The sequence below is a fragment of the uncultured Sphingomonas sp. genome, from assembly GCF_913778135.1.
GTDB lineage: Bacteria > Pseudomonadota > Alphaproteobacteria > Sphingomonadales > Sphingomonadaceae > Sphingomonas.
In genome coordinates this window covers 21,890-30,921 of sequence record NZ_CAJYVU010000079.1, presented here as the reverse complement: position 1 = coordinate 30,921, position 9,032 = coordinate 21,890, and the positions used below count along the sequence as shown (strand labels likewise).

Sequence of the window (9,032 nt, the reverse complement as noted above, 5' to 3'; positions counted from 1 at the left end):
CGCTGCGCGCCCGTCCGCGCCATCGTCATGTAGCGGTCCAGCTTGTCGTACTGACCGGCGTTGATGCGATGTTCGAGCAGTTCGAGCCCGCCGGTCACCGCGGTCAGCAGGTTGTTGAAATCGTGCGCCAGCCCGCCGGTCAGCTGCCCGACCGCCTCCATCTTCTGTGCCTGGCGCAACTGGCCCTCGGTCGCGGCGAGCGCTTCCGCCTGCGCGCGTTCCTCGGTGGCGTCGCGTCCGACCGCGATGATCAGACCATCGCCTGGACCTGCCGCCCAGACGATGGTGCGATAGCTGCCGTCCTTGTGGCGGTACCGGTTCTCGAACCGGGTATAGGCCTCGCCCGCGCCAATCCCGGCGGCCGCGGCCGCGGTCCGCTCCAGATCGTCGGGGTGCGTCAGCGGCAGGAAGTTCTGCCCCAGCAGATCGGCTTCCGACCAGCCGAGCATGCGCGTCCACGCCGGGTTGACCGCCTCGATCGTGCCGTCGACGCGCGCGACCAGCATCAGGTCGCTCGACAATTGCCACAGCCGGTTGCGGTCGGCGGTCCGCTCCGCCACCTGCCGCTCCAGCGTGGCGGCGAGGTCCTCCAGCTGCCGCCGCGCCGCGCGCCGCTGCGTTTCGTCGCGCGCGATCTTGATGAAGCCGCGCTCCTTGCCCTGCGCATCGGCGGGCAGCGGATGGACCGACCCGTTCAGGTACACGTGCGACCCGTCTCGCCGTACCTGCCAGCGCTCGTCGGCGGCGCCGCCGTCGCGCGCCGCGCCGATCAGTTCGCGCACGTCGGCACCGGCGGCGCGGTCCTCGGGTGTGAAGATCATCGACATGGGCTGGCCGATCGCCTCCGCCGGGGTCCAGCCGAGCACCGCCTGCGCACCCGCCGACCAGCTGGTGATGACGCCGCCGGGATCGGTCGTGAAGATGACGTGGTCGGTCGCGCTCTCGATCACCAGCCGCAGGCGCTCCTCGCTTTCGCGCAAAGCGGCGTCGGCGAGCACGCGCGTCGTCGTCTCGTTGGTAAAGATGAACAGGCCGGCGATCTCGCCCGCGTCGTCGAGCACGCGCGAGTAGGAGAAGGTCCACCACGTATCGGCCGCGCCGCGGTCGGTGTCGAGCTTCCACGGCAAATCGGTGAAGCGCTGGCTGCGCCCGTCGAATGCGTCGCGCACGATCGGCATCGCCTGATCGAGCGCATCGGCCCAGACCGCGTCGAACCGCGCGCCCATCGCCCAATCGAGCCGGGGGCCGAGCAGCGGAAAATAGGTTTCGTTGAAAAAGAAGAACAGGTCGTCCCGACCCCAGCACAGGATCATCGATTCGGGCGAATTGAGGATCAGGCTGAGCGCGGTCTTGAGCGAGGTCGGCCAATGCTCCGGCGGCCCAAGCGGATGCTCGCTCCAGTCGCGCGCCAGGATCAGCGCGATCGCCGCACCGCCGCCCGCCAGGAAACGCAGCGCGCGTGGCAAGGGGTCGGTCGGCATCTGATCGGGGGTCATGGGCTCGCGTGGCGGGTAGCGGTTCGCGGCTTGCATAGCCGGGCAGCCGCACGCCTTCCATCCGTAAGCGGCACGCTCAGTGAAAATCGTGGCTTTTGATCGGGATCACCGGCTCCGGCGGGTCGCGGAAATGATAATCGGAGCGGATCTGCGGGCGCCATTTCGGATCGCGCGCGTCGGGTGTTCCGCCGTTGGTTGCGCCGTCGCCGGGTGAGGTGAAGCGCGGCAGGTCGATCTCGCCGACCGTGCGCAGCATCGCCGTCAGGTCGGTCACGCGGTCGACGATCACGTGCGTTACCTTACCCTCCTTCTGCACGCGCCCGCGCAAGCTCACCATCGCCGATGACATAACGGTGCGGCGCTGCGCCTCGAACCGGTCGGGCCACAGGATGCCGTTCGCGACCCCGGTTTCGTCCTCGATCGTCAGGAACAGCACACCCTTGGCGCTGCCCGGGCGCTGCCGCACCAGGATGATGCCCGCGACCTCGACCCATTTGCCGTCGCGGTGTTCCAGCGCCTCGCACGGCACCATGCCGCGTTCGCTGAGCAGCCCGCGCAGGAATCGCAGCGGGTGCGCGCGCAGCGACAGCTGCGTCGCGCGGTAATCCTCCACCACCTCGCGCCCCTGCGTCAGCCGGGTGAGCGTGACCGATGCCTCGGGCGTCTCGATCCCGGCGAACAGCGGCAGCGGTTTCTCGCCCAGCCCGCGGATTGCCCATAATGCCTGCCGTCGGTCGAGCCCCAGCCCGGCGAACGCGTCCGCCTTGGCAAGCTTTTCCAGCGAGGCGAGCGGCACGCCGGAGCGCCGCCACAGATCCTCGACCGAGCGGAACGCACGCTCGGCGCGCGCCGCCAGAATGCGCCCCGCGTCCTCGCCCGACAGGCCGTGGACGATGCGCAAACCGAGTCGGAGCGGCAGCAGCCCGCGCGTTTGCGTAAAGCGTCTCGGGGACGGGGAGGGTGCATCGTGCAGCGGTGCGTCACCCAGGCTCGTGTCCCACTCGCTTTCCATTACACAGACCGGGCGGATGACGACGCCGTGTTCGAGCGCGTCGCGCACGATTTGCGCGGGGGCGTAGAAACCCATCGGCTGCGCATTGAGCAGCGCGGCACAGAACACGTCGGGGTGGTGGCATTTCATCCACGACGAGGCGTAGGCGATCTTGGCGAAACTCGCCGCGTGGCTCTCGGGAAAGCCGTAGCTGCCGAACCCCTCGATCTGCTTGACCAGCCGCTCGGCGAAGGCCTGGGAGATGCCGTTACGGCGCATCCCTGCGATCAACCGCTCGCGGAACGGACCGACGCCGCCCGTCATCTTGAACGTCGCCATCGCGCGGCGTAATTGGTCGGCCTCGCCGGGCGAGAAGCCCGCGCCGATGATCGCGACCTGCATCGCCTGTTCCTGGAACAACGGCACGCCCAATGTCTTGGCGAGCACCGCCTTGAGAGCTGGGCTGGGGTAATCGATCCGTGCGCGCTGTTCTTTGCTCAGGTCGCGGCGCTTCAGATAGGGATGGACCATGTCGCCCTGGATCGGGCCGGGGCGCACGATCGCGACCTGGATCGCGATGTCGTAGAATTCGCGCGGTCGCATGCGCGGCAACATGCTCATCTGCGCGCGGCTCTCGATCTGGAACACGCCCAGCGTGTCCGCGTCGCAGATCATGTCGAACGTTGCCGTGTCGTCGTCCTGCAGGTCCGCGTGGTCGAGGGTGAGTGCGATGCCCTTGTGTTCGACCAGAAGGTTGAACGCACGGCGCATGCAGCCGAGCATGCCCAGACCGAGGATGTCGACCTTCATCAGGCCCAGTTCCTCGATGTCGAGCTTCTCCCACTCGACCACCTGACGATCGATCATCGCGGCAGGCTCCACGGGTACGAGCTGGTGGATCGGATCGCGCGTCAACACGAATCCGCCGGGATGCTGCGACAGATGCCGCGGCGTCCCGATCAGCTCGCGTGCCAGCTCGAGCGCGAGCGCCAGTCGCGGCTCGCCCGCGTCCAGATTGAGCGCCTCGACGTGTTCGGTCGGTACACCCTCGCTCGACCAACCCCAGACTTGTCCCGCCAGCGCGGCGGTCATGTCCTCTGGCAGCCCCAGCGCCTTGCCGACCTCCCGGATCGCGCCGCGCGTGCGGAACCGGCTGACCACCGCGGTCAGTGCGGCATGGTCGAGACCGTAGGTCTTGTAGATCCACTGGATCACGTCCTCGCGCCGTTCGTGTTCGAAATCGATGTCGATATCGGGTGGTTCTTGGCGATCTTCCGAAATGAAGCGCTCGAACAACAATTGGTGCTTGATCGGATCGATCGAGGTGATGCCGAGCACGAAGCAGATCACCGAATTGGCGGCCGACCCGCGTCCCTGGCACAGGATGCGCTGGCTGCGTGCGAACTGCACGATCGAGTGAACGGTCAGGAAATAGGGCGCGTATTCCAGCTTGCGCACCAGCTTCAATTCCTTGCGCAGCAACGCCCGGTACGCACCCGGGGGACGATGATCGTGACGCATGTTGAGTGCGCGCCACGCCATCTTCTCCAGCGCCTTTTGCGGGCTGTGCGCGGTCATCACGCGTTCTTCGGGATATTGGTATTTGAGCTCGCGCAAGGAGAAGGTGCAGCGCTCCACCACCGCCTCGACGGCTGCCAGCGCGTCTGGATGATGACGAAACAACCGTGTCATCTCGGCCGGCGGATGCAGGTGGCGATCGGCGTGCAGCTCACGCCGCAGCCCGAGCTGATCGATCGTGCACTTTTCGCGGATCGCGCTGACGACGTCCTGCAACATGCGACGGTCGGGCACGTGGTACAGCGTGTCTCCGGTTGCGAGCGGCGACAGGCCGTAATGCCGGGCGAGCGCGGCAGTGGCGTCCAGTCGAGCCGCCTCACCGGGCCGGTGCCAGTGCGTCAGGCAGACGTGACCGCGGTCGGGGAACAGGTCCGCCATCCAGCGCAGTGCCGTTTCGTCCGGCAGGTCGACGCCCGGCACCAGTGCCGCGACCAGTCCCGCGTGATGTGCGGCGACATCTTCCCAGTGCAGGAAACACTGTCCCTTCTCGCCGCGGCGGCGATCGGCTCGCGCCTTCCCGCTGGTCAGCAAGGTGGTCAGCCGCGACCAGGCGGCGCGGTCCTCCGGCCACACCAGCAACGAGTCGCCCGAGACGAGATCGAGCCGGCAACCAGGGATCGAGCGGATCACCAGCCCGGTATCCTTCCGTACCTCGTCCGCAGCGTAGAGCGCGCGCACCACGCCCGCGACCGAGTTGCGGTCGGTGACGCCGAGCGCGGGCATTCCCATTGCCGCGGCGGTGGCGAATAATTGCTCGCACGACGACGCCCCGCGCAGAAACGAGAAGTGCGTCGTCACCTGCAATTCGCTGTAGGTCATGCGCGGCGGGCTTCGTCGCGGTTCGTGCGTCGATGCGCCCGCACCTGCGCGCGGACACGGGAGCGCGCACGCCGAACGCGGACACCGGCCTGGCTTCGTGCACGTCGCCCAGGTGCTACGGCGGCGTCGCACCGGAACGGCAAGGCGTGGATATGCTGCCGTACACGCGCAGCCCGCCGCGCGATCTCACCCGAACGTGCCATGCAAATGCCATGTCATGTCGCCGGTTTCAGGGCGCTGGCCGTCGCCGCGACGGAACAGCCAGAAACGCTGGCCCGCCTCGTCCTCGACCTGGAAATAATCGCGCACCGCCTGGCGCTCGGCGGTGCGACGCCACCATTCGCCCGCGATCCGTTCCGGTCCGTCGCCGCGCACGACCTGGTGCATCTGCCCGCGCCAGCGAAAGCGCCTGGGGTAGGAATCGGGCAGTTCGGCCATGACGTGATCGATCGGCTCGGGCCGGCGCAACAACCGCGTCGGGCGCGGCCAGCGCGGGTGCCACGGATGCGCCGCGCCGCGCGTGTCGAGGTGGCGCACGTCGTCGCGCAACAGCCGCGCGCCGGCCTCCACCGCGTGGTCGAGCGGCGCGGCGGGCGCGACCGAGCGTTCGGGCACGTCACTCTCGACCGCGCGGGTGCGCCACAAATGCGCGGCACCGATGCGGTTGACGATCGCGTCGACCAGTGCGGCGAGATCGGGTACCTGCTCCTCCAGGTCGCCTGCCAGCGACTCGGGGCCGAGCGCCTCGTCGCGGGTGACGTGGAGCGCCACCACCTCGATCCCGAAACCCGGATCGATCAACTCGATGCGTCGTGCCAGCAACCGCACCATGTGCTGCGGATCGCGCGTGGCGCGCGCGAAGCCGACGCGGATTGCCTGCACCTCGCCGTCGACGCGGGTCAGCGCAAGCACCAGCGCGCGCGCGCCGCGCCCCTGTTCGGCGAGCGCCTGCGCCAGCTGGGCGCTCAGCTGCGCGATCCAATAGGCGATCGGCTCCGCGGTCAGGATCGGCTCGGCCAGACGCTGTTCGACCATCGCTGGGTCGCGCGGCACGACCGGCACGACCGGTTCCGCCACCGCGCCGATCAGCTGGTCGAGCCGGGTCGCGACCGCGCGGCCGAAGCGGCGCACGAGCGGCGCCCTCGGCATCGTGGCAAGCTGACCGACGCGGTCGATCCCCAACCGCCGCATCAGCTCCGCCGCGGCTGGATCAAGCCGGAGTGCGGTGACCGAGTAATCGGCGAACGGCGACAATCCGTGCCCGGACGGCAGCGCGGTAATCGGGGCGGCATCGAACCGTGCCAGCGCCCAGGCGGCAGCGGGCGTGTCGGCGATGCCCACGCGTGCGTCATAGCCCAGCCGCGCGAGCAATCGCACGATCCGCCGCGCCATCGTGCGCTCGCCGCCGTGCAGGTGCGCGACCCCGGTCAGGTCGATGAACAGCCCAGCCTCGCCTGAGGTGGCGTCGGGCGGCGCATCCGACACCGACACGCCCGGCGACCAGCGCCGCGCGAGCGCAGTCGCGAGCCGGTCTAGCACGGCGCGGTCGCCCGCCGGGTCGGCGTCGCGCACGCACACGTCGGGGGTCGCCGCGCGCACCTGCGTCAGCGCCATGCCGCATTCGATCCCCAGCATCCGCGCGGCGGGGCAGGCGGCGGCGACCTCGACCCGGTTGCCGACCTTGTGCACGGTGACGAGCGGCGCATGTATCGGCGCGTTTAGCAGCGTCGCATGAGGATGTGCGGGCGTGTCCGGCGGGCAGACGCGCGCGACCGTGCCCGCGGTGCTGCGCCCGGTGTCGAAGAACGGCGCGACCGGCAGCGCGCTCGCGCCCGCGTCGTTCGACCCGACGCGGCCGTTCACCACGCGACGCTCGCCGATGCCCTTTCCACCGCTCGGCTTGTCGGGGTGCGGGCCATCGCCGGGATAGCGGATCGCGCTCACCGCAGGGCGAAGCGCGTGCGGCACGATCGCCGGTCGGTCAGCACCGCGCGTGCGCCGCAGGGCGGCGTGGAGAGGCGTCGCTCCAATCGCCGTGGGTGAGCCATCATCCAGCACAGGCGCGGGCGATTGCGTCGTGGCAGCGATGCCGACGAGCCGCAGGGTCGGGCGCACGGGATCGGTCGTGATCGTCGGCGCCCTAAGCGCGGATGTGTCATGGTGCGACGTGTTGCGTGTCGATGCGCCGCTGTCGGGGTAACCGGCGTCATGCCGGGTGGTCGATGAGCCTACGGCGGCATTCGGCCCGGACTCGCACTGCGTCGCCAGCGACCCGCCGGAGCCGGTTAGCGCGGCGTGCGGTGGCCGGTCACCTGCTGGTCCCGACGCAATCTCGCATAACGCGGGACTGGCATCGAGGCACATCGCTGTCGTCCCGGTCGACGCATCGCCCGAGCCGTCAGCATGAGCGGCATTGCTGCCCCCAGGCACGACGGGGGTGGTCGCACCTGCGCCGATTGGCCGGCGCGGCGAGGAAGACGATGGTAAGGGTGAAGGCGAGGATTGCGCCTGGGTCTGCGCCATGCCGCCCGGATCGCGCCTGCGCTGGATCGAGGTCGGGCGCACGCCCTCGCCGCCGAAGCGGATCGCGACCATCCCGCCGGGCGCGCATGGTACTCCTGCAAAACCCGGTTCGGGCCAGCCGCTCGACTTGCCGCCATCGTCGCCGGGCAGCCGCTTGAATGCGTGTTCAGCCGCCTCGCTGCGGCGGCCCATCTCACGCATCGGCGGGCGCTGGTGCGATTCCATCCGCGCAATGCGCTGCTCGACATCGGCGCGCGTCTCACCCGCCCAGCAGGCCGAGCCGCCGCCCGCGCGCTCGTCCTTGCCGGCGAGCGGACGGTCGAACGGGCGCACGTCTGCGGCCGCCTCGCTGCGCGCCCAACGCGCGCCGGGGCGCCAGCCGCTGTTGCGCGGCGCGTCGCACTGCTTGCCGCCCTGTTCGGCATCGCTCGCCTGTTTCAGCGCGGCGAGTTCCGCCGTGGCGATGACAGCGCGCTCAGGCGGCGGCGTGTGCTGCCGCTCCGCCCGCCTTATGCGATCGATCGACCAGTTTGGCAGGTAGAGCGATGCGACCCGTTTCATCGCAGGCCTCCACTGTGAGTTGAAAGGGTTCGCCGCCGCGCTGGCGGACGAGTGAGACGCGCCAGCGCGCGCGCCCGATCCCGGCGGTGGGGATCGGTGTGCTGGGCGCGGAGCCGATGCGCCAGCGCGTCACCGCGGCGGACGGCGCGCCGAGCGTGTCGGCACCCTCGCGCGCGTGGCGTTTCATCAACAGCGCGATCGTGCGCCCGCCCTCGGCGGCGAGCTGCAGCCGCCGCGTCGCCGGCATACCGACGCGGCGCGCCTCGCCAATCACGGCGCCGAGCGCGCGGTGGCGCAATCCTTCCTCCATCAACGCCAGCACCTCGGCATCGTCGGCGGCCTCGGCGTAGAGCACGCGTTCGGGCGCGAGCCCGACCTGGTAGAGTGCGGGCGCGAACAGGTCGCGGCGGCGCACCACCCATAATATCGGTCCCCAGGCGCGCGCCGCGATGCCCGCCATGAACAAGGTCGCGCTGGCATCGTCGCCCAGCGACGGGGAGGCCGCCGTCACCTCGTGCAGCGCGTCGAGACGAAGGCCGTTGTTGGCGAGCCGCGCGTCGATCCCGCCGACGCCGAAGGGCAGTACCGGGCGGCGGCGATGCCCGTCACCCTCGATCGCGCGCAGCGTCTCGCGCAGCTGCGCGAGCACGGCAGATTGCGTATCCGGCAGTGGTTCGGCGGGCTGTGACACGATGAACAATACGACTCGTTGCGGCTGTTGTTCCTATTTTGTTCTCGTGAACGCGACGCTGTCAATCCGCTTCGCCACCGCGATCGTCCCGGCGCAGGCATTTGGATGTGGATAATTTTTTGAAGCCCGTGTCGCCGCGATGGACCCGCCTGCATCCGACTCCCGCAGCTTTGTTGCCGTTCGTGCCGCAGCGACGCGCGTCAGCGGTTGTCCGCGCCCGCCCGTTCGCCACGATCTTGCCGCGACATGCCATGTGTAGCGTCGTTGTGCCGCCTGTCCGGCACCGGCGCGCGCTCTTGAAACATAATTACAAGTGCGACTAAGACGTTTTCGAGCGTTCAACACAGGACGTGTACCGCGGACGCGTCAAGCA

The 9,032-nt window shown here is 69.5% G+C and carries 4 protein-coding genes; all 4 read right to left on the bottom strand.

Translation table 11 applies throughout. The features are described 5' to 3' along the window. A partial coding sequence (locus QZ847_RS07635; protein ID WP_294355025.1) for a PAS domain-containing hybrid sensor histidine kinase/response regulator occupies positions 1-1,496 on the bottom strand: 1,496 nt, incomplete at its 3' end. A 76-nt stretch (positions 1,497-1,572) separates the two neighbouring features. Next, entirely contained in the window at positions 1,573-4,884 is a 3,312-nt protein-coding gene (locus QZ847_RS07630) for an error-prone DNA polymerase (RefSeq protein ID WP_294355023.1), read from the bottom strand. A gap of 186 nt (positions 4,885-5,070) precedes the next feature. Further along, positions 5,071-7,968 (bottom strand): DUF6504 family protein, encoded by a 2,898-nt coding sequence (locus QZ847_RS07625; protein WP_294355021.1) that lies wholly within the window; start codon positions 7,966-7,968, stop codon positions 5,071-5,073. Beyond that, positions 7,883-8,659, bottom strand: a complete 777-nt coding sequence (locus tag QZ847_RS07620; protein ID WP_294355029.1) for a protein ImuA — start codon at positions 8,657-8,659, stop codon at positions 7,883-7,885. Before QZ847_RS07620 ends, QZ847_RS07625 begins: the two co-directional genes overlap by 86 nt. Between the last annotated feature and the right edge of the window lie 373 nt (positions 8,660-9,032).